19 protein-coding genes and 1 pseudogene are annotated in these 21484 nt (G+C 68.3%); 9 read left to right on the top strand and 11 right to left on the bottom strand.

Translation table 11 applies throughout. The features are described 5' to 3' along the window. Nucleotides 1–16: 16 nt before the first annotated feature. Both QMK34_RS41250 and QMK34_RS41245 read right to left on the bottom strand, forming a co-directional pair. On the bottom strand, nucleotides 17–2446 hold the full coding sequence (locus QMK34_RS41250) for a bifunctional acetate--CoA ligase family protein/GNAT family N-acetyltransferase (protein WP_326420261.1): 2430 nt from the start codon (nucleotides 2444–2446) through the stop codon (nucleotides 17–19). A 9-nt stretch (nucleotides 2447–2455) separates the two neighbouring features. Further along, complete coding sequence (locus tag QMK34_RS41245) at nucleotides 2456–3415, bottom strand: Acg family FMN-binding oxidoreductase (protein WP_326420259.1); 960 nt, start codon at nucleotides 3413–3415, stop codon at nucleotides 2456–2458. A gap of 203 nt (nucleotides 3416–3618) precedes the next feature. Between QMK34_RS41245 and QMK34_RS41240 the strand changes: the two genes are divergently transcribed. Beyond that, nucleotides 3619–4050, top strand: a complete 432-nt coding sequence (locus QMK34_RS41240) for a CBS domain-containing protein (RefSeq protein ID WP_326420257.1) — start codon at nucleotides 3619–3621, stop codon at nucleotides 4048–4050. 61 nt (nucleotides 4051–4111) lie between these two features. Here the strand turns inward: QMK34_RS41240 and QMK34_RS41235 are convergent, their stop codons facing one another. Next, entirely contained in the window at nucleotides 4112–5011 is a 900-nt protein-coding gene (locus tag QMK34_RS41235) for a universal stress protein (protein ID WP_326420256.1), read from the bottom strand. 32 nt (nucleotides 5012–5043) lie between these two features. Further along, entirely contained in the window at nucleotides 5044–5943 is a 900-nt protein-coding gene (locus tag QMK34_RS41230) for a universal stress protein (protein WP_326420255.1), read from the bottom strand. Nucleotides 5944–6215: 272 nt separating this feature from the next. Between QMK34_RS41230 and QMK34_RS41225 the strand changes: the two genes are divergently transcribed. Beyond that, a complete protein-coding gene (locus tag QMK34_RS41225; RefSeq protein ID WP_326420254.1) occupies nucleotides 6216–7808 on the top strand; it encodes an oleate hydratase in 1593 nt (530 codons plus the stop codon). A gap of 11 nt (nucleotides 7809–7819) precedes the next feature. Here the strand turns inward: QMK34_RS41225 and QMK34_RS41220 are convergent, their stop codons facing one another. Beyond that, nucleotides 7820–9562, bottom strand: a complete 1743-nt coding sequence (locus QMK34_RS41220) for a sensor histidine kinase (RefSeq protein WP_326420253.1) — start codon at nucleotides 9560–9562, stop codon at nucleotides 7820–7822. 52 nt (nucleotides 9563–9614) lie between these two features. Then, on the bottom strand, nucleotides 9615–10271 hold the full coding sequence (locus QMK34_RS41215; RefSeq protein ID WP_326420264.1) for a response regulator transcription factor: 657 nt from the start codon (nucleotides 10269–10271) through the stop codon (nucleotides 9615–9617). Between QMK34_RS41215 and QMK34_RS41210 the strand changes: the two genes are divergently transcribed. The 3 genes from QMK34_RS41210 to QMK34_RS41200 are packed head-to-tail and all read left to right on the top strand — an operon-like array spanning nucleotide 10152 to nucleotide 12603. Continuing rightward, nucleotides 10152–11312, top strand: a complete 1161-nt coding sequence (locus tag QMK34_RS41210) for a hypothetical protein (RefSeq protein WP_326420263.1) — start codon at nucleotides 10152–10154, stop codon at nucleotides 11310–11312. The two genes, QMK34_RS41215 and QMK34_RS41210, sit on opposite strands and share 120 nt — an antisense overlap. Continuing rightward, nucleotides 11309–12412, top strand: coding sequence for a hypothetical protein (locus QMK34_RS41205; protein WP_326420252.1), 1104 nt, complete (start codon nucleotides 11309–11311; stop codon nucleotides 12410–12412). The genes QMK34_RS41210 and QMK34_RS41205 overlap by 4 nt, the downstream gene beginning before the upstream one ends. A gap of 29 nt (nucleotides 12413–12441) precedes the next feature. Continuing rightward, entirely contained in the window at nucleotides 12442–12603 is a 162-nt protein-coding gene (locus tag QMK34_RS41200; protein WP_326420251.1) for a hypothetical protein, read from the top strand. A 105-nt stretch (nucleotides 12604–12708) separates the two neighbouring features. Here QMK34_RS41200 and QMK34_RS41195 read toward each other — a convergent pair whose 3' ends face one another. Beyond that, nucleotides 12709–15387, bottom strand: a complete 2679-nt coding sequence (locus tag QMK34_RS41195; RefSeq protein WP_326420250.1) for a cation-translocating P-type ATPase — start codon at nucleotides 15385–15387, stop codon at nucleotides 12709–12711. Next, the gene (locus QMK34_RS41190; protein ID WP_326420249.1) at nucleotides 15384–16277 is read right to left on the bottom strand and encodes a universal stress protein; all 894 of its coding nucleotides are present in this window, start codon (nucleotides 16275–16277) and stop codon (nucleotides 15384–15386) included. The genes QMK34_RS41195 and QMK34_RS41190 overlap by 4 nt, the downstream gene beginning before the upstream one ends. A 220-nt stretch (nucleotides 16278–16497) precedes the next feature. Between QMK34_RS41190 and QMK34_RS41185 the strand changes: the two genes are divergently transcribed. Next, a complete protein-coding gene (locus tag QMK34_RS41185; protein WP_326420248.1) occupies nucleotides 16498–17484 on the top strand; it encodes a hypothetical protein in 987 nt (328 codons plus the stop codon). Between the two features lie 380 nt (nucleotides 17485–17864). Here the strand turns inward: QMK34_RS41185 and QMK34_RS48140 are convergent. Then, nucleotides 17865–18208: pseudogene (locus QMK34_RS48140) on the bottom strand (transposase); the annotation flags it as partial. A 122-nt stretch (nucleotides 18209–18330) separates the two neighbouring features. On the opposite strand from QMK34_RS48140, the gene QMK34_RS41170 reads away from it, so the two are divergent. Then, nucleotides 18331–18837, top strand: a complete 507-nt coding sequence (locus QMK34_RS41170; RefSeq protein ID WP_326420246.1) for a CPBP family glutamic-type intramembrane protease — start codon at nucleotides 18331–18333, stop codon at nucleotides 18835–18837. A gap of 2 nt (nucleotides 18838–18839) precedes the next feature. On the opposite strand, the gene QMK34_RS41165 is transcribed toward QMK34_RS41170, so the two are convergent. Together QMK34_RS41165 and QMK34_RS41160 are read right to left on the bottom strand one after the other, a co-directional pair. Continuing rightward, the gene (locus tag QMK34_RS41165) at nucleotides 18840–19337 is read right to left on the bottom strand and encodes a hypothetical protein (RefSeq protein WP_326420245.1); all 498 of its coding nucleotides are present in this window, start codon (nucleotides 19335–19337) and stop codon (nucleotides 18840–18842) included. Next, nucleotides 19313–19615 (bottom strand): hypothetical protein, encoded by a 303-nt coding sequence (locus QMK34_RS41160; protein ID WP_326420243.1) that lies wholly within the window; start codon nucleotides 19613–19615, stop codon nucleotides 19313–19315. The genes QMK34_RS41165 and QMK34_RS41160 overlap by 25 nt, the downstream gene beginning before the upstream one ends. A 371-nt stretch (nucleotides 19616–19986) precedes the next feature. Between QMK34_RS41160 and QMK34_RS41155 the strand changes: the two genes are divergently transcribed. Beyond that, entirely contained in the window at nucleotides 19987–20202 is a 216-nt protein-coding gene (locus QMK34_RS41155; RefSeq protein WP_326420242.1) for a hypothetical protein, read from the top strand. Between the two features lie 383 nt (nucleotides 20203–20585). Continuing rightward, a complete protein-coding gene (locus QMK34_RS41150) occupies nucleotides 20586–21311 on the top strand; it encodes an ATP-grasp domain-containing protein (protein ID WP_326420241.1) in 726 nt (241 codons plus the stop codon). Nucleotides 21312–21484: the final 173 nt, after the last annotated feature.

Here is a 21484-nt window from a genome sequence, read left to right as displayed (position 1 = left end):
TCGCCGCGTTTCGTGTTCAGACGCGAAGAGACCGCAAGTAGGGGTCGCCCGCCGGCCGCGGAACCAGGGTGATCCTTGCCTGACCGAACACGCACCCGGTGTCATCGGCGACCACGGACGTCAGCTCGACCCCGGACACTTCCGGCAGCAGCGCGACGAGCGCGGCCACCCTGAGCAGCAGATCGCGAATCGCGGGCACGTCGAGTACCTCCACAGCGGTGGCCCCGAACAACCACTCCGAGCTCCTGAGCCCGTGGATCAGGGCATCAGCCCCGGTCGTCGTCAGTGCCCCGACGTGGTAGGCGCGGTCGTCGAGCAGGTCGACGTCCACCCCGCCGAGCCCGAAGGTCAGGACGGGGCCGAAGGTGCCGTCCGAGTCGGCTCGCACGATCAGTTCACGCCCGGCACGCGGGTGCTCGGTCACGGAGAGCCCGAAGAAGCCCATCAGAGCGGCGCCTGCGGCCGTGGGCAGCGCGCCTCCGCCAGGACGATCGAGGAGGTATTCGGCCACCAGCAGGGACGCACCGGCGAGATCCACATCGGCGAGATCCGGTACCGTTCCGACCGGTTCGCTGAGCCATCGGGCGCGCGCCGCCATCCGGGCCAGCGCCGCGGCGGCGGCAGCGGGGTCGCCGTAGCACGGAATCGGCGCGTCGCCGGGTATGTCACTCAGCCTCCGCACTGATTCCAGCTGTCCCGGCCGGATCGCGAGGATCGGTTTTCCCTCGGCCGCGGGCCGATGCAGGGCGCCGAGCGGATCCCCGGCCCCGGTGGGCACGCCCGCGACGAGGACCGCGTCGACAGCCCCGTCGGCCAGCACGGCATCCACACACGCGGCGAACACGGCCGGATCGACAACAGCGCTGGTGTCGAGCGGATTGGCCAGGCTCGCATAGCCCGGTAAGAGTGCGCTCAGTGTGTCCAGAGTGGACGCTGCGAGCGCGGGCAAGGTCAAGCCGTGCCGGACACAGGCGTCCGCGCCGAGTATCGCCGCACCGCCGGCGTTGCTGACCACCGCGACCCGGTCCCCGGCCGGAAGCGGCTGCCAGGACAGTGCCGCGATGAGCTCGGCCAGTTCGGTGATCGTGTCCAGCACGGTCACCCCGGCCTGCGCGAACAGCGCGTCCTTCGTGGACGAAGGAATCGATGGAGCCCCGGTGTGCGCGGCGGCCGCCTGCTGGGCCACCGCTGTGCCGGCGCCACGCACCGCGAGCACCGGCTTACGACGGGCCAGTGCGCGGGCGATCCGGCTGAATTTGCGGGGGTTGCCGAACGATTCGAGGTAGAGCACGGCGATGTCGGTGGAGTCGTCGTGCCACCACCACCTGAGGAGGTCGTTGCCGCTGACGTCGTACTTGTCGCCGGTCGACACCATCGTCGAAATGCCCAGTCCGAGCGCGGCGAGTGATTCGAGCAGGGCAATGCCCACTCCCCCGGATTGAGTGACCACGCCGACCCGCCCGGCGGGCACGGTGCCGCGAGCGAACGTCGCGTCCAGGCGTACCGCGGCCGCCGTATTGGCGACACCGAGGCAGTTCGGCCCGACCAGCCGTATCCCGTAGCGGTGCACGGTTTCCCTGATCAAGTCTTCTGTCCCGGTGCCGGTGATCCCGGAGGTGATCACCACGATCGCCCGGACGCCGGGGCGTCCGCACTCCTCGACCACCGCGGGCACTCCGCCTGCGGGCACACAGATCACCACCAGCTCCACCGGAACGGGCAGGTCCGCCAGCGACGCGACGCAGGTCACGCCCATGATCTCCGGCCGATGAGGATTCACCGCGTGGAGGCTTCCGGTGAACCCGCCACCGAGCAGGTTGCGGAGCACGGAGTTGCCCACCGAGCCTGTCCGCGCGCTCGCTCCGACGACCGCCACCGACGTCGGAGCTAGCACCGATCGCAGGCTGGCGATGTCGGCGATGCGCTCTCGGTCGCCCAGCGCGTCGAGATACCCTTCCGACTCGTCGAGGATCAGTTCCACCTCGCGCTCGGCGCCACCGCGGCTGATGGTGCAGGCCAGCCCGCAGTCCGCGAACACACGGACCATCTTCGCGTTCTCCGCCAGTACTTCGGCGACGAAGCGGCGCACGCCGTGTCGGCGCGCGATCGAGACCAGGTGCTCGAGCAGCAGGGTGCCGACGCCGTGTGCCTGCACGGTGCGGTCCACCACCAAGGCAACTTCGGCATCAACCGGGTCAGCCAACGGCTGATAGTTGGCGATTCCCGCCAGCCTGCTGCCGACGAAGGCGCCGACGCTCGGGCCCGCCGCGATGGTGGCGGCGAGCTCAGGTAGCTCGATCGGGTGCAGGGTGAAGAAGCGCAGGTATCGGTCGCGCTCGCCGAGACCCTGGTGCAGTGCCAGCACGGCGCCGGTGTCGGCTTCGGTCAGCGGCCGGACCGTGACGACCTGTCCGTCGGCGAGCAGGGCGTTGAGACCGGCGGTCATCGATACTCCTCAAAGCGGGATTCGCCTTGTCACGGCGGTGAGTGGGCGCCTGGGGGTGGGCGATCCCGGGTAGCCGTATCCCAGGCGCAACAGCGACTGGGGATGTTCGTGGGCACCCAACAGCTGATGGAGCTCCGCCCTGATACCGGCGATCTCGATCGGCTGCGACAGGAACGAAGCACTCAAGCCGAGATCGGTCGCGGTGAGCAGCACCCGCTGCAGAGCCAGCCCCGCCCTCAGCTGGGACAACGGGCCGTCCGACGGCGTGGTGAGGGCCACGATCACCGGGTCACGCTCGTAGGGCCGCTCGGGCTGGGAATCCGGTCCGTGGTGCCGCACCGGGAGCAGCCCACCCGCCGAGCGAGGACCGCCCGCGAACGCGGGCACGCCGTCGCCACCACCCCGCTCGGAAGTCCACTCGGCCAGCTCACGATGGAACGCGGGATCCTCTCCCTGAACGGTGTCCGCGCGCCGGACCAGGGACGCCACGGTGCCCAAGGTTCCACTCTCGTCGAGCAGGAGCAGGTTCGCGCCTTCCGCGCGTGCGGCCGCCGTGACGGCATGTCGGGCGTGCGCCGGAACCGGTGCTTCGGTGAACGGACGCCGGTTGCTAAATCGCCTGGGGATGGCTGCGGCGAGCCGAGACTCCTCGGCCTTCGGACACCGCGCCTGTCCGATTCCGAGCCGGGCCAGCAACTCCGGGCGCGTCCGGTCGGGCAGCAGTTCCACCGTGCTCGCCCAGCCTGCGGCGGCCACCGCGAGCCGGAAGTTCAGGATCGCGGCGCCACAGGCCAGCCGCGCTTCCCTGCCGCCAGTGTCGACCACGGCCAGGACCCGGTCCTCGTCGAGGAACAGATCGACACCCACGGGCCCGACCTCGAAGATCCACGGCTGGGTGTTGTACGGCGAAGGTGCCCGCACGGCGGCTTCCAGCCCGGCCGTGCGGACCCGTGACTCGGTGATGATCATCAGCGCGCTCCTGACCGGATGGGATGGCCGCCTCAGCGTGCTCGTTCGCCACAGCCGACGACAGTGACGCTGGACCTCACCCCGAAGGACCTTGGTCCCGCGTTGCCCCGGAGTGCGACAGGCTCACACGAAGGACCTACGGCTCGTCGCCCGAGGACTTCCTGCCGTTTCGTCGCCGCCCGCGGCAGCCGACACTTCCGGACATGCGTATCAGCGAAGTGATGAGCACACCGGTCGTCTCGGCCTCCCCCACCATGACGGCCGAGGCAGCCGCGGTCCTGATGACCGACAACCGAGTGACGACTCTGCCGGTCGTCGACAGCGGCGGCAGTCTGCTCGGAGTGCTGTCGGAGGCCGACCTCATCGGTGCCCGCTACCTGTCCGAGCCGCGTGGGTGCGGTGATCCGGACACCGGGGCCATGCTCGACGGCCACCCGACCGCGGGCTCGCTGATGCGCCGGCCAGGCCCTACCGCCCGGCCGAGCGGCACGCTGACCGAGCTTGCCGCCATCATGGTCGACAAGCGGCTTCGGTCGGTGCCGGTACTCGACGGCGGCCACGTGGTTGGCATGGTGACCTGGCAGGACCTGCTGGGTGGGTTGTCGAAGCCACGCCCGGCGATACCGATCTCCTGAGGCTGGAAAAGCGAAGGTGGGTACGACTGGAAAGTCGTACCCACCTTCTTCTCCATCCGGGTCAGGGGTTCTTCGACGGCCTCACGACCAGCACCGGGCACTTCGCGTGCTGGGCCAGCGCCTGGCTGGTCGAGCCCAGCAGCAACCCCAGGAACCCACCGCGACCCCGGCTACCGACAACCACGAGCTGCGCCTTCGCGCTCCACTCCAGCAGGGCATGACGCGGCCGGTCACGCACCAGGACCCGCCGGACCTCGACGTCCGGGTACTTCTCCCCCCAGCCCGCGAGCCGTTCCGCGAGATAACGCCGCTCGGCGCCCTCGATCGACTCCCAATTCACCGCGAGCCGCGCCAAGCCACCCAACTCGTCGTAGGCGACGTCACTCCACGCGTGCACGACAACCAACGGCATGGCCCTGACCGAAGCCTCCTCGAACGCCACCTCCAGCGCCCGCTCGCTGACCGGGCTGCCGTCGATACCGACCACGACGGGACCATCCGGGATGAACTCCGCCGACTCCGCCCGCCCACGAATCACCGCGACCGGGCACTCCGCGTGACTGAGCACCGCCGCAGCGGTCGAACCCAGCAGCATCGCGGTGAACGCGTTGGCACCTCGGCAACCCACCACGACCATCCGTGCGGAGTGAGACCGCCTGATCAGATTCTCGGTGGGTGAATCCGTCGGCATCACGGTCCGCACTTCGAGCTTCCCGTCAATCGAGCGGGCAGCGGCGACCGCATCCTCGATGACCTGACGGCCGTCGTCACGAACGGCGTCAGCCAGTTCGGTCGACCCCATCATGATGTCTCCGTACGCGGGGCGAGGGCTGCGCACCGTGTGCACGATCTCCAGCTGGAAACCGCGTTGCGAAGCCACCTGCGCCGCCCACCGCACAGCCAACAGGCCGAACTCGGCCCCGTCCACCCCGACAACGATCGTGCGACTTGTCTCGCTCATCTTTGTGCTCTCCTCAGGTGTGCTGGGATCGGTCACGACTCGTTGTCCTGGCGAAGGATCATCACCGGGCACTGGGCGTGGTGGATCAGGGCCTGGCTCGTGGATCCGAGCAGGAGACCGCGGAATCCGCCCCGGCCCCGGGTACCGACCACCACGAGCTGGGCCCGCGTCGCCCACTCGAGCAGTTCGTGGCGCGGCCGGTCCTTGACCGGGACCCGCTCCACCGTGACGTCGGGGTACTTCTCCTGCCAGCCGGCGAGACTCTCGGCCAGCTGCCTGTCCTGGTGCTCTCCCACGGGGCCCCAGTCGAAGTTCAAGTACGCGGGCGGTGGGATCTGCGTGTAGTCGGCATCGCTCCACGCGTGCACCGCCACCAGCGGCACCTTGCGCCAGGACGCTTCGTCGAACGCCGCGCCCACCGCCGCGTCGGACGTGGGGCTGCCGTCGACGCCGACCACCACCGGCCCGTGAAGCGGCAGCGCGTTCTCACCGTCACGTCCGCGTACCACCACGACGGGGCAGTGGGCATGCGCGGCCACCGCCACCGTTGTCGACCCGACCAGCATCCCCGCGAAGCCTCCACGGCCGGAGGAACCCAGCACGAGTGTCCGCGCTTCGGCGGAACGCCCGATGAGGACGGGAATCGGCGTCTGCAGTGGCATTTCCGTCGTCACCACCAGATCCGGGCCGATTTCCCTGACCACTTTCGTGGCCTCGTCCAGCACCCGACGTCCGTTCGCGTCCATGTCGTCGAAGATGCTCTGCGGAATCGGAAGCCCGGCACCGTAGGAACCCATGATCGGGTTGAGCGCGCAGAGAAGGTGCACACCGACGTCGCGCGGTGCGGCCTCGGCCGCGGCCCAGCGCACCGCGCTGGTCGCCTCGGCGGACCCGTCCACGCCGACCACGATCGTGCCTGCTGCCTGACTCATGCGGACCACTCCCTGTTCCCCATCGCGCTGGATCCACAATGGACTTGACTGTGCGCGGACTCCGATGGATGCGAACGCTACGGAGCGGACCGCCCGGGGACAGGAGTCCAACGTCCCCAGCCTGGGTGACTTCGTTCCCTCACCGACGCGGGGCTGTCGCGGGCGGCCGTTCGACCGGCGGTCCGGGGACCAAATGCCCTACTGGGCCCCGGACCGCCACCCGAACATGAGTCAGCAGAGGCCTTCGACCCAGCTCCGAAAGCGAGAAAATCATGACCACGGCAACGCCGGCAGACGCACAGGCCTACCTCGTCGGCGCGGGGATCGCGTCATTGTCCGCCGCCGTCCTCCTCATCCGGGACGGCGGCATGGCCGGGAAGAATATCCACGTCCTGGAGGAACTGCCTTTCACCGGCGGCTCCATGGACGGCAGTGGCGATCCGGTCGCGGGATACGTCTCCCGCGGCGGGCGCATGCTGACCGACGAGACCTACGTCTGCCTGTGGAACCTCCTGGAAGGCATCCCGACCTTGACCGACGACACCATGTCGGTCCGCGAGGAGGTCCGCGAATTCAACGAGAAATGGCCCACCGAGGCCAAAGCACGGATCATCGGCCGGGACCACACCATCCTTGACGCGTCCGACCTCGGTCTGACCACCAAGGACCGCGCGGAACTCACTCGGCTGCTGGCTCTTCCGGAGAGGTTCATGAGCACCCGTCGGATAGAAGACTTCTTCTCACCCCACTTCTTCGACACCAACTTCTGGTGCATGTGGCGCACAACCTTCGCGTTCCAGAACTGGCACAGCGCGATCGAACTCAAGCGCTACCTGCTGCGGTTCATCCAGGAGTTCCCGCGTGTCCACACCCTGGCCGGAGTCCGCCGTACCCGGCTCAACCAGTACGACTCCATCATCGCCCCGGTCCAAGCCTGGCTCACCGCCCGCGGAGTCTCCATCGAGCACGGAGTGCGCGTCACCGACGTCGACTTCACCGAAGACGACGGTGTCCGCCGGGCAACCCGCATCCATTACCGCCGTGACGACATCCCAGGCAGCTACGAGGTCGGAGCCCAGGACTACGCGTTCGTCACCCTCGGCTCGATGACCGCGGACGCCACCGCGGGCGGCAACGACCACGCTCCGGAGCAGGTCACGGACAAGCGCGACGGCGGCTGGCGGCTCTGGGAAGCCATCTCACCCAAAGCCGCCGACTTCGGCCGTCCCAACACCTTCAGCGGAAACATCGAGGAGTCCCGCTGGGAATCGTTCACCCTGACGATGCACAGCCCCCTCCTGCTGCAGCGCATCGAGGAGTGGACCGGTAACGCGCCCGGCGCCGGCGCGTTGATGACCTTCAAGGACTCCGGGTGGCTGATGTCGATCGTCGTACCGCACCAGCCACACTTCGAAAACCAACCCGACGACGTCTACACCCTTTGGGGCTACGGGCTTTTCCTGGACAAGAAGGGCGACTACGTCGACAAGACCCTGCCCGAGGCCAGCGGCCGGGAGATCCTCACCGAACTGCTCGGCCAGCTCGGCTTCAGCGACATCGAAGACAGCGTCCAGTCGTCGACTACGATCATCCCGGTGATGATGCCCTACATCACCAGTCAGTTCGAACGACGCGAAACCCGAGACCGCCCTCTCGTCGTACCGCGGGGATCGGTCAACTTCGCCTTCCTCGGACAGTTCACCGAAATCCCCGAGGACGTGGTGTTCACCGTCGAGTACTCGGTACGCGGAGCCATGCACGCGGTGTACGAACTGCTCGACATCGACAAGGACATCCCGGAGATCTACCACGGCCTGTCCGACCCGCGAGCCGCCCTGACCGCGCTGAAGACCGCTTTCAGCTGACCGTCCGGCTTTCAGTGCAACGGCGCGGTCCACGCCAGCCGCGTGCCGCCGGTGTCGGGTCGGGTGATCGTGCAGGAACCACCGGCTTCGGCGGCTCGTTGCTCGAGGTTGCGCAGTCCGCTGCGGGCAACGATCTCCGGCAGCCCGACACCGTTGTCGGTGACGTCGATGACCAGGTCGTCGTCCAGCGACACGGTCACCGACAGGTCGGCGGCCTTCGCGTGTCGAACGGCGTTGCTGACGGCTTCCCGCAACACGCACTCGGCGTGCTCGGCGAGGGCGTCCGGCACGACGTCGAGCGGTCCGGACATCCGGACCGTGGTACGGATCGTGGCGTTCGCGGTCACCTCGGTGATCGCGTTCTGCAGCCGGGTACGCAACCCGAGGACGCCGGTGGTGTCCGCGTGCAGATCGAAGATCGTGGTCCGGATCTCCTGGATCACCTCGTGCAACTGGTCGATATGCTCGGCAAGGCGTTTGCTCACGATCGGCGACTTCGCGTGCCGGTACGTGCCCTGCATCGCCAGCCCAATGGCGAACAACCGCTGGATGACGTCGTCGTGCAGGTCGCGCGCGATCCGGTCGCGATCGGCCAGCAGGTCCAGTTCGCGCTCCGTCGTCTGCCGTTCGGCCTGCCGCAGTGCCATCGCGGCCTGGTCGGCGAACGACGACACGATCCGCAACTGCCGCTCGTCGAACGCGGCCGCACCCGGCTTGCGCAGGGCCAGCAGCACGCCGGACGTCGACTCCCCCGAGCGCAGCAACACGGCCAGCGCGGGCCCGAGTTTCACGCCGAGCCCGTCGACGAGGTCGAACGCCAGGCTGGGCACGCTGCGCGGCACGTGGTCGCGGTACACCGCGCCCATCGTCGACCCGCCGATCGGGATCCGCTGGCCGATCATCGCGTCACCACCAGGGCCGGCGCACATCATCACCTCGAGCGTCGCGCTCTCCGACGGCACCGCGTCCGGGTCCACCGGCAGCGCGATCAGGGCGTAATCGGCGTCGGCCAGCTCGACAGCGCGGCCGGCGATCAGCCGCAGGGCTTCGGTCGTGTCTGTGCCGCTGAGCAGGTGAGCGGTGATCTCGCTGGTGGCTTCGAGCCAACGCTGACGGCTTCGAGCTTCCTCGTACAGCCGGGCGTTGTCCACGGCGATCCCCGCCGCACCCGCCAACGCGGCCACCGCCGCCTCGTCCTCGGCGGTGAACTGCTCTCCCTCGTACTTCTCGGCCAGGTACAGCCGGCCGAACACCTCACCACGCGCGCGGATGGGCACACCGAGAAAAGTACGCATGGGTGGATGGTGGGCGGGAAAACCGCGAGAAGCGGGATGGCGGGAAATGTCGGCCAGCCGAAGGGGATTTCCCTCTTCGATCACCACGCCGAGCACTCCATGCCCGGTGGGCAGAGCGCCGATCAGCTTCCTGGTGTCATCGTCGATGCCCAGATGGACGAATTCAGTCATCATTCCGTCGTCGCCGAGCACACCGAGCGCGCCGTAACGGGCACCGACCAATTCGATGGCCACCGCGACTATGCGTCGTAACGTGGCGTCGAGCTCGATACCTGACGAGACCGCGAGCACTGCTTCCAGCAGCGCGTCCATCCGGGTGCGGACGCCCACGTCTTCGTCGATCCAATCAGGGATTCGGGGTGCCAAACGATGCGGACGCACCTGCGCATCCTCCGGCGGCCCGCGATCTCCCGCGGTCCAGTCGCCGGTTCTCCTGCCCTTACCCGTCGCAGTCGCCATGCATCCACTGTCGCACAGCCAGCGCCGTCCAAACGGTCTCAGCCGCTTCCATCTATTCCACGGTGTGCGGGGCCGCGTCGCGCAGCCCGGTGACCAGCACCGCGGCTTGGGTACGCCGTTCCATTCCCAGTTTGGCAAGCAGGCGGGACACGTAGTTCTTGACGGTCTTTTCCGCCAGGAACATCCGCTCGGCGATCTGCCGGTTGGTCAAACCCTCACCGATGAGATCGAGCAGCGTACGTTCCTGCTCGGTCAACCCGGCCAGCGGGCCAGGTGTTTCCACCGTCTTCCGCAGCCGGGCCATCAGTGCCGCGACCGCGCGATTGTCCAGAAGGGACCGCCCAGCGCCCACCTGGCGAACCGCTTCGACCAGCTGCATTCCCTTGATGTCCTTGATGACGTAACCGTCCGCTCCTGCCAGGATCGCGTTCATCATCGCCTGCTCGTCGGTGAACGACGTCAGCATCAGGCAATTCAGCCCAGGCAGCATCGAGCGCAGCTCCCGGCACAGCTCGACGCCGTCGCCGTCCGGGCTCCCGGCGTCGAGCAGCACGAGAACACCCGCCCGTTCGGTGAACTGCTGCGCGACATCTCCACGGCGAATACCCGCGAAGCCGACGGCGGTGGCGACTTCAGGCTGTTCTGCCCGGACGAAACGGCCAGCAACCGGCTCGCTGCCATCTTCGAGGCGACCGACCGCTGCCTGCAGGCACCGACGCTCACCACCGACGACCACCTCTCACCCGACGGCCGGGTGATGGAGGTGCTCTCGGAACACCTGTGCCAGGGCTGGCTGGAGGGATACCTGCTCTCGGGCAAGCACGGGCTCTTCGCGACCTACGAGGCGTTCGCGATGGTGTCCGCGTCGATGCTGATCCAGCACACCAAATGGCTCCAGCACGCCGCCGACCTGGCCTGGCGTGCTCCGGTCGCGTCCCTCAACGTGCTGCTCACCTCGACCTGCTGGCGCAACGACAACAACGGTTTCTCCCACCAGGGACCCGGCTTGATCGACACCGCGATCCCCCTCGCCCCCGCCGTCGTGCGGATCTGGTTCCCGCCCGACGCCAACACCACGTTGTCGATCGCCGATCACTGCCTGCGCAGCCGGGACCACGTCAACCTGATCGTCGTCGACAAGCAGCAGCACCTGCAGTATTTGAACCTGGCCGACGCCGACGCCCACTGCGCGGCGGGCGCGTCGGTCTGGGATTGGGCGAGCAACGATGACGGCGAGCCCGACGTCGTGCTGGCGGCCGCGGGCGACGTACCCACGCTCGAGACCCTGGCCGCCGCCCAACTGCTGCGCGAACATGTTCCGTACCTGCGCGTCCGGGTCGTCAACGTCGTGGACCTGATGGGCCTGCTGCCCCCCGACGACCATCCGCACGGCTTCAGCGAGCAGAAGTTCGAGGACCTGTTCACCGCCGGGACTGATGTCGTCTTCGCCTTCCACGGCTACCCCCGCGCCGTGCACCAGCTGCTCCACGGCCGCCCATCCCCAGGCCGCTTCCATGTCCGCGGGTTCACCGAGCAGGGCACCACGACGACGCCGTTCGACATGGTCGTGCTCAACCGCATGAGCCGCTACCACCTCGTCGTCGAGGCCCTTCGCCGCTCCCGCCGCGTGCCGGAAAAGGGCACCGAACTGGCCGAGCACTGCCACGCGATGCTGGCCCGCCACCACGTCCACATCCGCGAGCACCTCGAGGACATGCCGGAAATCCGCGACTGGACCTGGACCCCATGACCCGGGTACTCACGATCAATCCAGGCTCGTCAAGTCTCAAGGCGGCGCTGCGCACCCCCACCGTGTCGCTGACCGCCGAGATCGACCGGCTGGGCACGAGCGAGGCCCGCTGCACGGTGACCGACACTGGCATGCCGCCAGTACAGGAGCCGTTCAGCGGCGGCGCGGCCGATGCCGTCGCCCACGTCGCCGCGCTACTCGCCTGCCGGGACATCCGTCCCCAGGCCGTCGCCCATCGTGTCGTCCACGGCGGCTCGTTGTTCGAGCGGTCCGTCGTCATCACCGATGCCGTCAGGGAGTCCCTGACGGCGTTGGTGGCCTGGGCGCCCCTGCACATGCCCGGTGATCTGGCGAGCATCGACGCCGCTCGCGCCTGCTGGCCGGACGCGGCGCACATCGCCTGCTTCGACACCGCGTTCCACCACGCCCTGCCCGACGACGCCCGTCGACTGCCCCTGCCCGCGTTCGCCGACCAGCTCGGCCTACGCCGCTACGGCTTCCACGGGCTCTCGGTGCGGTCGATCGTCGACACCGTGCCCGACCTCGGCGACGCGGTGGTCGCGCACCTGGGCAGCGGCTGCTCGGTCACCGCCGTCCACAACGGACAGCCGGTACACACCAGCATGTCGCTGACACCGGCGAGCGGGGTCCTCTCGGGCACCCGCAGTGGCGACCTGGACCCGGAAATCCCGCTCATCCTCCTCGACCAGCCGGGAGCCACCACCGCGTCCGTGCGCACGCTGCTCAGCCACCACTCGGGCCTGGCCGGGATCGCCCACGGACTGCACGACGTCCGCGACCTGCTCGCCGCCCGCGAACACGACCCGGCCGCGGACCTCGCGTTGCGCGTGTTCACCCGCGACGTCGCCATGGCGATCGCCGCCGCGGCCACGACGCTGCCCAGGTGGGACATGCTGGTGTTCACCGGCGGTATCGGCGAACACGCGCCCACCGTGTGCCACGAAATCTCTGCTCGGCTGACCAGCTTGCGGCTCCCCCGGACGCTGGTCGTGCCCGCCGACGAAGCAGCCGTGATGGATCGGGAAACGCGCGTGTTGCTGCGAGCGCACCTCGATGTCCAGCACTCATCACCACAGTGAGGACACCTGCCCGTCCCGCAGTACTGCGCGTGTTCAAGAGTGTTCACACGCTGATCTGGCTGTTGGTGGAGTCGAGCGTGGTGTACCTGCTCGTCTCCGGAGTCGCAGGACGGTCGGACCGGCGGGCGGCCACCGCGGGCGCGATCGTGGCCGTGGAGACGCTGGTGTTCCTCGGCAACGGGGCCCGCTGACCGACCTGGCCGTCCCCCTCGGCGGCGACCGGGCTCCGGTCACCGACCTCTACCTGCCGAAGTGGTTTGCCCACAACCTGCCGGTCATCCACGTGCCGCTGGTCATCACCGCCGTCGCCCTCCACGTGCGGAACCTGCGGCGCGCCCGGTCCGTCGGGCGATGAACTTGTCGATCTCGGCGACGACGTACGCGGCGCCGGCGAGTCCCAGAACCAGCGGCCATGCCGACAACGCGAGCGGTGCGGTGTGGAACCAGTCGTTCATCAACGGCACGTAGAGGATCGCCAGCTGCAACGCGATCATGATCGCCACTCCGCCCAGTAGCCACGGGTTGCGGCGGCTCGGGAGGAACCGCTCGAGCGAGCGGCAGCTGATCAGGTAAGCGATCTGGGCGAAGACGAACACCGTGATCGTGAGGGAACGCGCTTCGGTCACTGACGTCCCGGACCTGAGTTCGCCCGCGAACATCGCGAACGAACCGGCCACCAGCACCACGGCGATCACGGCGATCCGCCGCACCAGGTCGCCGGTCATCATCGGCTGTCCCGGCGGCCGCGGGAGCCGGGTCATGAGGCCGGCTTCCTTGGCCTCGAACGCCAACGGCAGACCGAGGAACACCGCGGTCGTCATGTTGATCCACAGCACCTGCACCGGCAACATCGGCAGCTGCGCCCCCACCACGATCGCCACCAGGACGACCAGCCCTTCGGCGAGGTTGGTCGGCAACGTCCAGGCGAGGAACTTCCGGATGTTGTCGAACACCGCCCTGCCCTCTTCGACCGCGCCCTCGATCGTCGCGAAGTCGTCCTCGGCGAGGACCATGTCGGCCGCTTCCTTCGCGACTTCGGTGCCGCTGCGGCCCATCGCGACCCCGATATCCGCCTTGCGGAGCGCCGGCCCGTCGTTGACGCCGTCACCGGTCATCGCCACGATGTGCCCACGTTCCTGCAACAGCGCCACCAGCCGAAGTTTCTGCTCGGGCGACACCCTCGCGAACACCGTCGTCCCGGCGAGGACGTCGTCCGGCGTCGTCGCGATGTCCGAGCCGGTCACCACCGTGGGTTCGCCGTCGGTCAGTGCGAACTCCCGCGCGATCGCGCGGGCGGTCCCGCCGTGATCACCGGTGATCATCTTGACTTCGATCCCGGCCGCCCGGCACGCCGCCACCGAGGCGATCGCCTCTGCTCGCGGCGGGTCGTGCATGGCCTGGAGCCCCAGCAGCGTCAGCGTTGCCGGGGCTTCGCCACCGGGAAAGATCTTTTGCGGATCGGGAGTGAATCTCGCGAAGGCCAGCACCCGCAGTCCTTTGCCCGCCAGCTCGTCGACCACGCCCACGTGCACCGGCGCGGTCAGTGGCTCCGTACCACCCTCGGCGGTCACCTGGTCACGACACAGGGCCAGTATCTTCTCGGGTGCCCCCTTCACGTATCCAATCGAGTGGCCAGCGGCGTCCCGGGACACGGTCGCCATCAGCTGCCGCCCGGACTCGAAGGGCAACTCGGCCAGCCGCCGGTACGCGGTCAGTTCACCGTGGACATCCAGTCCTGCCAGCTGGGCGGCGGTGAGCAACGCCGTTTCGGTCGGATCTCCGACGACCTGCCATTCGTCACCGTCCGGTGCTTCCGCGTCATTGCAGAGCACACCGGCGAGGAGGCATTCCCTTACCGCGGCGTCCGGCGGGGAGCTGCCGGACGGATCGTGGCGGTGGCCGGCGGCAGCGACGACCTCGACCGTCATCCGATTGGCGGTGAGGGTGCCGGTCTTGTCTGTGCAGATGACCGTCGTACCACCCAGCGTCTCCACCGACGGCAGCCTGCGTACGATCGCCTTCCGCCGGGCCATGCGGACGACACCGACGGCGAGCACGATCGTCACCGCGGCCGGGAGGCCTTCCGGAATCGCGCCCACCGCCATCGCCACCGCGGCCGTGAACATCTCCCCCACCGCGTATCCCCGCACGAGACCGATCGCGAACATCACCGCCGCCAACATGACGATGACGACCGAGAGCTTGCGACTGAAACCCGCCAGCTTGCGGGTCAGCGGGGTCGCCGCGACACCGGTGGCGTCCATCAGCTGGTTGATCCGGCCCAGCTCGGTGCCCGCGCCGATCGCGACGACGACGGCGCGCCCCTCGCCCCTGGTGACGCTGGTCCCGGCATGCGCGGTATTGCGCCGGTCCGCCAGAGCCGTTTCCGGGCCCAAGGCGACAGGCTCCTTCGGTATCGGCGCCGCTTCACCGGTCAACGCGGACTCGTCGGTCTCCAGGCCGTCAGCGGAAATCAGCAGGCTGTCCGCCGCGACCTTGTCCCCCGCGCGCAGCAGCACGATATCTCCCGACGTCAGCCTGTCCGCCCGGATCCTCTTCTCCGCACCGTCGCGAACGACGCCGACCTCGGTAGTCACCAGAGCAGCCAGTGCGGCGAGGGCATGTTCCGCGCGGGACTCCTGGAAATAGCCGATCACCGCGTTGAGCAACACCACGGCGAGAATGACCCCGGAGTCGACCAATTGCCCGAGGACGAGCGTGATCGCGGCGGAACCGAGCAGGACGTACACCAGCGGGTCTCGGAACTGCCGGACCACTCTGGCGAATCCTCCGCCGCCACGGCCTCGCGGCAGCACGTTCAGCCCGAAGCGGACGTTACGGTCAGCAGCCTCCGCTTCGGTCAGGCCGATGCCCGGATCAGTCCCGAGTTCGACGACGACCACTGCCGCCGACAGCGAATACGCCGGTCGATCGCCGGGTTTGATCCCCGGCACGGCGGTGCCGATCACGGTCATTCTTCGCTCTCGTCACGGATGACCGCCACGGCGCAAGGCGCGTGCGCGAGCAGCGCTTGGCTCGTCGAGCCCAGGAGCATGCCAGGGAAACCGTCCAGACCGCGGCTGCCGACCACGAGGAGCTGAGCGTGCTCACCGAGTTCGAGCAACGTCCGCACCGGCCGCCCACGCCGGATGATGTGTTTCGCGGCGACGTCGGGATACTTCTCCCGCCACCCGGACAACTGCTCTTCCAGAGCACGCCGCTCGTCCGCCGCGATGGCCACCGGGTCGGCGGTGAGGACGTGGGGCCGCACCGAGCCGTCCCCGAGAACGGCGTTCCAGGTGCGGACCGCGATGAGCGGGGCCTCGCGCAGAAACGCCTCCTCGAACGCGAACGCGAGGGCCGCCTCCGACGCGGGAGAGCCGTCGACACCGACCACCACCGGATCGGCTGTGTTCCCCGCGCCACGGACGACGACCACCGGACAGTGACCGTGGTGGGCCAACGCGACAGCCGTCGAACCGATCAGCATTCCGGTGAAGCCACCGAGACCTCGCGTTCCGAGCACCATCAGCGAGGCGGCGGCGGACTCGTGGATGAGCGCGGCCACCGGTTCCGCCTCCCGTATGACAGTGTCGATGTGAAGCTCCGGCCAGCGCTGGGAAACGGCGGTCTCGGCTTCCCGAAGACAGGCGAGCCCACTGCTTTCGAGGCCGTCGCGAACCATCCCCACGGTCGGCAGCTTGATCGCGACCCGGACCGTCGGCACCACGTAGGCGTGGATCAGCGTCACCGGCAACTGACGTCGTACGGCTTCGTCACCGGCCCACAACGCCGCCTCGACAGCCGATTGGGACCCGTCGACGCCGACGACGATCGGGGCGGTGGCACGGCGTCGGTAGGTCATCGGCCCTCCAGGTTTCAGGTTGCCCTCAGCCTGTCCCCCGGGTGCACCGCTGGTGAGGGCCGCAAGTCACCTGAGACAGGGCCGAAGGCCCCGGGAGTTCGCCTAGGTGACCTTGGCGAACTCGACGAGGGACGTTCGGCCCTTTCGGCGCTCGTCACGCGGAGCCGACAGTGGGCAAGGGAAGCGACGGTGCGACCCACGACGAAGAGGAGGCGGCCGCATGACCACGAGCGTCAGGCCGGTGGGGCCGCTGACCGTGGACCAGGTTGAGTCAGTACTCATCGCCGCGACGTCAGCACCCTCCCGGCACAACGACCAGCCATGGCGATTCCGCTGCACGGCCACGACCATCGAACTGTCCGCGGCTCCGACCGGCCAGGAGACGCTGCTCGCCTGCGGCGCGGCACTGCTGAACCTGCGGCTGGCGATCCGGGCACTGGGCGTCTACCCGGACGTGCGGATCCTGCCCGTTCCCGGCCGACCGGAGCTGCTGGCCGTGGTGCGACCCGAAGGACATCACGCGGCCACGCCCGACGATCGGCTGCTGGCACAGGCAATCCCACGTCGGCGCACCAACCGCCACCCGGCGGTCTCCGTCACCGTCCCGGCGCCGATCCTCAACGAGCTCCACGCCGGAGCGGAGATCGAACGCGCTTGGCTGGCCACCCTCACCCCCGCCCAGCTTCCGCACCTGGTGGCGATAGCCCGTCGCGCACGTCTCCCCCAGGGTGAAGACCCTACGGCGGCGAAGGACTGGGAGAGCTGGACAGGCCGGGCCGTGACCACGATCGAACCCCGCGACGAATGGATACTGCAGGACGCCGAACACGGGGCGTTTCCGTTGATCGTTGTCATCGGCTCGTTCCAGGACCTGCCAGCAGACCGCATCCAAGCGGGCCAAGCCCTGCAACGGGTGCTGCTGATCGCGACCACCGCGGGGCTGTCCGCGTCGTTTCTGCCCCAGATGCTCCAGGAGCCCTCGACTCGCAGGGAACTCCGTGAGCTGCTGGGCGGCGGGATGTGGCCGCAGACCGTCCTCCGCCTGGGACCTCGGTCTCCGGTGCCCGCGTCCTCCCGGAAGAACCTCGACGAGGTCACCCTGAGCGACGGGCAGCCGGTCGATCCGGCCCGAAACGGTCGAACCCCTAACGCCGACGCCGATCCCTGCTACTCCAAGTGGCCAAGCCCCACGAACAGCGTGGCTTGAAACTCCACAAAGGACTCCGGTTCCCGGCAGCCGCTCGGCGCTTGCCCCCGGGGTTACACTTGCCGCTGTCCAGCTCCAATTGTTGGCCGCGGAGCAGCGACGACGCCCTGACATCGGCGATCACTCGAAGTTGTGCACGGCGAGGGATGGGCATGTTCACACGGACGGTTCAAACGACTTCGGCACGTCGCCGACCTGGGGGAACACGCCACTCTGCGAGAAGCGATCCGCTTCAGCCAGCGCCCCACCCCCGAATTGGTCGACGCCTACAAGATCCGGAACGCGTCGGTCCAGGCAGTGCTGATCCGCTACCTGGACGAGCGGCGACCTGCCGTCGACTACTCGACTCTGACTAGAGCGTGTCTGCTAATTGTGTGCGCTGTGGTGGCGTACTTGTCGTAGCGGGTCGCGATGGCGCGCCACTGCTTGAGTCGGCCGAAGCCACGTTCGACGGTGTTGCGGTCCTTGTAGATCTCGGCGTCGATGCGGGTGGCCGCCCACCGGCTGATCCTTTGTCCTGACGGCGTGTGATCTGATCGGTGCGTTCCGGGATCGTGTGGGCGATCTTCCTGGCCCGCAGGTACGTGCGAGTGCTGGGATGGGACTACGCCTTGTCCGCCAACAGCCGGAACGCCTCGGCGTCACCTTGTCGGTGCGCCGCCAGCAATGGCTTCAGATACGGGTTGGCGCTGGCCTGCCCGGGTGAGAGCAGCACCGTCAACGGACAGGCGATCGGCAAGTAGGATCTGTGGGTCAGTCGCTGCGCGTCGTCAGGTACCGGCGGAAGCGGACGGGCGACACTCCGTATCCCTCCGGGGTCGGCGGGAAGGCGGGTGTGGAGTGCTGGTGGTCTCGGCGATCCTGGAGCTGATCGTGCTCAGCGTCCCCAGTGGTATCTATCTGGCGCTGCGCGCACGCCACAGACCAGACGGCGGTTCAGCGGCCCGGGCAGTGTTGGGACTGCGTCGGGGCACCGGTACCGGATGGGCGCTCGCGGCAGGCATCTTAGTGATCACCGCCGTGTTGGGTTACGTCGCCACCCGAGGGATCATCGTGATCAACCCCGCCCTGCTGCGGGACGTGGCGGCAAGCCGCACGACGGGACTGAGCGCCACCGTCGGCGCCCCGGTGGGTGCGGCCGGCTATCGCGCGATCGTCGTGACCACGCTGGCCGAGGAGATGTTATTTCGCGGGTTCATCGCCGGGCTGCTCATTCGTCGGCTGGGCTTCGCCGTGGGCAACACAGTCCAGGCGTTTCTATTCCTCGCCCCACACATGCTGTTATGGACTCCGAGCTACCGCCGCGTCCTTGTGCAGGCTGAACGTGAACTTGCCGAGTTAGCCCAAGCTTAGGCTCACCGTACGACCATCCGCCCGGAGCGGTGGTGTTTGTGCGCCAGCTCCCGCCAGCGGGTGATGGCCATCGCGGCGGTCGGTACGGCGACGATGCGCTTGCCGACGGCCTGGCGGTCGGGCTTGTCCGGCCGGAGTTGGTCGGCGTCCCCGGCGGGGTAGCGGACCTCGACCGCGTCGAAGCACCACTCGGCGACGGGGTTCGCGTGGTGGCTCCAGGTCCGAGACTTCGTCAGCGCCATCAGTTCGGTCATGCCGTACGTCAGGCCCCGGTAGGTCTGCGGGATCGGCGTCAGGTCGGGCCGGGTCTTCTTCTGGATCGCCTGGCGGACCGGTTCACCGGACCACTCGTCGTATCCGGCCGCCATGACCTTGAACGCGGCGCAATCGGAGGCGATGCCAGCGAGAATCTCGATCTCGATGAGCGTCTGGGACAGGTACTCACGGTGGTCAGGGTGGAACGACTCGATGAACGTCACCGGGGAGCAGGCGTAGAGCATGCCGACCAGCCGATCGTGGACGAAAGTGCCGAAGCACCAGCCACCCCCACCAGGCAGTCCACGAAGAGGGATGTGACCGCCCGAGTGATCCAGAGCCGCTCGCAGTGAACCGCGCCGGCCGCACCAGGCACGTTTGCAGCGACGGCCACCTCAACGGCAGCCGTTCCTTCACCGGGCCGGATCAGCTGGACATGGACGGCACGCCGCTGCTCGGTGACCGCAGCACGATCGCCGACCGAGTTGCCGGCACACGACTCGTTGTGGGCTTGGTCGGTCATGTCGTTAGCTTCACACAGGTTCGTCCTCGAGTGGTACCTGATCCTTCTCGCCTGGCTCGGACACGACGGATCCGTAGCATTCGCGCCCGCAGCCGCCTGCGCGATCGGGCGAGGCGGATGCGGGCGCTGGATCGACAACTATCGCCCTTGCATCCGGCGTCAGACAACGTCGCCCTCTCAGAGCGCAGAAGCCGACCGTCGAGCACCCGGCACGTCGGGTGCTCAGTCAACGGGGGAGGAGCGCGGCGGTTGCACGATGGACAGGGCTTTCCAGGACCTGCAAGGCTGTGGCGTTTTCTACGAGTCTGCTGTAGCGCAACCGCCCGCTGGCGCGACTGATCGACTATGAGCACTTCACGGGATTTCTCAGCATGAGCGTGCCGGGTGGTGAGCCGATCGTCCCGCCGCCGCTGCCTGAGTCGTCCACGGCCGCGCGGGCGGCCCGGCAGTGGGACTACAGCCGCCGGTTCCCCAGCATCGCCGAAACACTGCGACGTGTCCGCGCCGAACTCGACGACAACCCTGTGCCCAGTGCCGGCGTACCGGCGGCCGATGTTCACCGGCACCGGCCGCACTCGGCCGCCTAATCCGAGTCAGCGGCCGTCGTCCCGTTCGGCGTGTGCGTGCTGATGTGTGAAGCGGCCGATCAAGTCGGCGCCGAACTCTTCACCGGCCCAGAACCACGCGTCGGACAATCGTTCGTCCGCCTGCCGAATACAATGGAGAAACGGTGCTAACTGAAGGCGAGCCAACGACTGTTCCGAACGGCGAGGTGGTGCTGCTTTCCGACCACGGCTCGACCGAGGGCAGTCGCCACACAGTGGCGCTGGCGGTCGAACGGGTAGCCGGAGCACCCGCGACGCAGGTCGACGCCCGGCATTTCCTGCCCGGCGGATCCGGCCGCCTGGACGTCACGGAAGGACGAGTACGGCTGACTGTGCCGGGATCCCCGGCCCTCACCCCCTCAGCTGTGCTGGTCTACGAGATCCCGCCGGAGCGCCGCACGCACCTGGGTGGCCTCATGACCGCGCTCGCGCAGTGTGGTCTCACGGCCGAGGTCAACGCCGCCGGAGGCTGGCGCGACGCCACCGAGAAGGACCGCACCATCATCTGCTTTCAACGCGACGGCGTGCCCACCGCGGAAACGATCGTGCTTCAAGGCGGTGACGCAGACCGCGCCGAAGCCACCTTCCGCCAGCTCGGCAGCGATGTGTGGATACGTCCGTCGGTCGGGACGTCAGGCCGCGACGTGGTCCACGTGACGACGAGCGAAAAAGCGCGGGCGATCGCGCGAAGCTACACGCATCGGCCGGAGCCGTGGCTGATGTCGCGCGACGCAGGCAATCTCACCGCACGGGGAGAACGGCAGAGCCTGCGCATCGTCATCCTCGGAGACCGACCACTGTGGGCCGTCGAGCACATCCAGCCCAACGCCGATGAACCCACCAACGAGGCGGCCGGCGCGGTGAGCACCCCCGTACCGCTGGAAAACCTGCCGGCCTCACTGATCGAGGCTGCGGTGGCCGCGGTCCGCTCGGTCGGCCTCCGGTTCGGCGGCGTCGACCTGGCATCGGCCACCTGCTCAGTGTTCGAGGTAAACGTCCACCCGCTGCTGCTGCCCGAACGGCACCTCGACACTGTCGCCGTGCCGTGGGTGGAAGACCAGTTGCAGTCGATCGAACTGACGCCCGTCTGACCACCAGCGCATCCGCGCGACCGATCCTGACGGACTTCGAAGCACCGCTGAAGTCTTTCGGTGCTTCGACAGTCTGATCGGGATTGAGCCCCAGCGACAATAGAGCGCTGTTCACGCCGATACTGGGCACCTGGATGGAGACTGGTGTCGACCGCGGCAGTGGGACCGTGGGA

The organism is Amycolatopsis sp. H20-H5 (genome assembly GCF_035828755.1).
GTDB lineage: Bacteria > Actinomycetota > Actinomycetes > Mycobacteriales > Pseudonocardiaceae > Amycolatopsis.
This window is presented reverse-complemented; position numbering and strand designations above follow the sequence as displayed.

Excerpts from the sequence above, each read along its gene's own strand:
- QMK34_RS41250 (WP_326420261.1), bottom strand. The coding sequence starts at position 2,446 with ATGACCGCCGGTCTCAACGCCCTGCTCGCCGACGGACAGGTCGTCACG.
- QMK34_RS41245 (WP_326420259.1), bottom strand. The coding sequence starts at position 3,415 with ATGATCATCACCGAGTCACGGGTCCGCACGGCCGGGCTGGAAGCCGCC.
- QMK34_RS41240 (WP_326420257.1), top strand. The coding sequence starts at position 3,619 with ATGCGTATCAGCGAAGTGATGAGCACACCGGTCGTCTCGGCCTCCCCC.
- QMK34_RS41235 (WP_326420256.1), bottom strand. The coding sequence starts at position 5,011 with ATGAGCGAGACAAGTCGCACGATCGTTGTCGGGGTGGACGGGGCCGAG.
- QMK34_RS41230 (WP_326420255.1), bottom strand. The coding sequence starts at position 5,943 with ATGAGTCAGGCAGCAGGCACGATCGTGGTCGGCGTGGACGGGTCCGCC.
- QMK34_RS41225 (WP_326420254.1), top strand. The coding sequence starts at position 6,216 with ATGACCACGGCAACGCCGGCAGACGCACAGGCCTACCTCGTCGGCGCG.
- QMK34_RS41220 (WP_326420253.1), bottom strand. The coding sequence starts at position 9,562 with ATGGCGACTGCGACGGGTAAGGGCAGGAGAACCGGCGACTGGACCGCG.
- QMK34_RS41205 (WP_326420252.1), top strand. The coding sequence starts at position 11,309 with ATGACCCGGGTACTCACGATCAATCCAGGCTCGTCAAGTCTCAAGGCG.
- QMK34_RS41195 (WP_326420250.1), bottom strand. The coding sequence starts at position 15,387 with ATGACCGTGATCGGCACCGCCGTGCCGGGGATCAAACCCGGCGATCGA.
- QMK34_RS41190 (WP_326420249.1), bottom strand. The coding sequence starts at position 16,277 with ATGACCTACCGACGCCGTGCCACCGCCCCGATCGTCGTCGGCGTCGAC.
- QMK34_RS41185 (WP_326420248.1), top strand. The coding sequence starts at position 16,498 with ATGACCACGAGCGTCAGGCCGGTGGGGCCGCTGACCGTGGACCAGGTT.
- QMK34_RS41165 (WP_326420245.1), bottom strand. The coding sequence starts at position 19,337 with ATGCTCTACGCCTGCTCCCCGGTGACGTTCATCGAGTCGTTCCACCCT.
- QMK34_RS41160 (WP_326420243.1), bottom strand. The coding sequence starts at position 19,615 with ATGACCGACCAAGCCCACAACGAGTCGTGTGCCGGCAACTCGGTCGGC.
- QMK34_RS41155 (WP_326420242.1), top strand. The coding sequence starts at position 19,987 with ATGAGCGTGCCGGGTGGTGAGCCGATCGTCCCGCCGCCGCTGCCTGAG.